Consider the following 1,559-nt stretch of genomic DNA (forward strand, 5'->3'; position numbering starts at 1 on the left):
GCCGCTGATATGACTTTCCGTGTCAAGTGAAGCGAGGGGTTCTCTCTGCTTTCATTGCAATTGAATTTCCTGAGGGCGACGTAGCAGTAAGGCCGACGGTGAATCACGCTGAGATCCGCGGGTTGGTTACCGCATTACAGAGGTCCGTCATATGAGCCTGCCACCTTCTTACGCCGCGAATCGGCCTGCTGTCTGCCGTCGCGAAGCGGCGCCGTGGGTTGCTCTTGTACCGGGCTACGCCGCCTTCAGGAAACTTTTCAGATTTTTGTGAATAAGTGGTTAAGCCGCAGTCTCTTTATAGCGGTTGTGCAGCACGACGCGGCAGCGCGAGGGACATTGCTAGACGACCAATATCCCAGATGAAGCCAGCGAGTTCTCGGGCGACAGCAACCACTGCAACGTTGACGTCCTTCCCTCGTGTCGCAAGTTTGCGATACTTCTTGCACAGTCGAAGCTGCGCGTCCCACGCACGATCGATGATTGCCTTTGGAATGCCTTCGTGTCGGGGCTGCATGATTTTGCTTACGCGGGCTGGATGCCGATAGCTCCAAGCAGCTTCGACCAGTAGCTTTCTTGCATAGCCGTTTCCCGCTTTTGTAATGCCGCCTTGACGTCTCGTGCCGCCAGACGAGTGCTCCGATGGTGTGATACCGAGCCAGGCCATGAGCTGACGTGGATGTTCAAAGCGCGATAGGTCGCCGAGTTCGGAAACCATGCCCACCGCTGTAACGAACTGAATGCCGCGCATTGTCTGTAACGCCAACACTACCGGGTAAAAGCTCCATTCGATTACCGCTTCGCGCAAGGCGACTTCCAGTCGCTCACACTGCGCCACGCGGTCGTCGATAGAGCGTCGATGTTCTTCGAAAGCCAGCTGCCGCCACGCAGATTCGAACGAGTATTTGCTCAACCAGCGTCGATGTGCTGGGCCCCAATCCGCGCGCGCTGCGTAGCGCACACCATGGGACAGCAGGAAAGACTTCAGCCGCTGCCTTGCCTGCCGCAAGTCTTCCCGAGCCGATGCCCAGGCTCGTGCGAGATCCCTGAACGCCTCGTCCTCGACGCTTGGCACGTAGACTGTCGAAAGGTCTCCAGCGCGCAGCGAGCGCACCAGCTTGATTGCATCACGACGATCCGTCTTTACGCGCTCGCCGGGCTTTCGGGGGATGAGCGACGGCGCGCATACCGTACAGTCAACGCCTTGCCCAATTAAACGCCGATACAGCTCGTAACCGCAGGGGCCTGCCTCGTACGTAGCTCGAATATGTTGCCCTTTGGAGCGTAGGCGTTTACTTAGCCTGTCGATCGCAGTCGGCGTAGTTTCGATCTTGCCTAATACTTCGACTTCACCGCCGTCAATCGCATATGCAACGGTAATCGATTCCTTATGCACATCAAGCCCGACATACACCGTGCTATCGTTGTCCATGCTGGCCTCCGCGGGATGTTGCCGAGGGTGCGGCCCATGCCCACCCATGCGGCTCTGGCAGAGATGCTAACCCGCGTTAAACTCCCACGTCAGGCCAGCCTCCGCCTCACGGAAAGTCATACTGACTTAC

Annotated in this window: 1 protein-coding gene; it reads right to left on the reverse strand. The window is 57.7% G+C overall.

Going from position 1 to position 1,559, the window contains the following annotated elements; translation table 11 throughout:
* Positions 1-295: 295 nt before the first annotated feature.
* The gene (locus QCE83_RS34945) at positions 296-1,429 is read right to left on the reverse strand and encodes an IS110 family transposase (RefSeq protein ID WP_309821456.1); all 1,134 of its coding nucleotides are present in this window, start codon (positions 1,427-1,429) and stop codon (positions 296-298) included.
* Positions 1,430-1,559: the final 130 nt, after the last annotated feature.

Source organism: Caballeronia sp. LZ034LL (assembly GCF_031451215.1).
Taxonomy (GTDB): domain Bacteria; phylum Pseudomonadota; class Gammaproteobacteria; order Burkholderiales; family Burkholderiaceae; genus Caballeronia.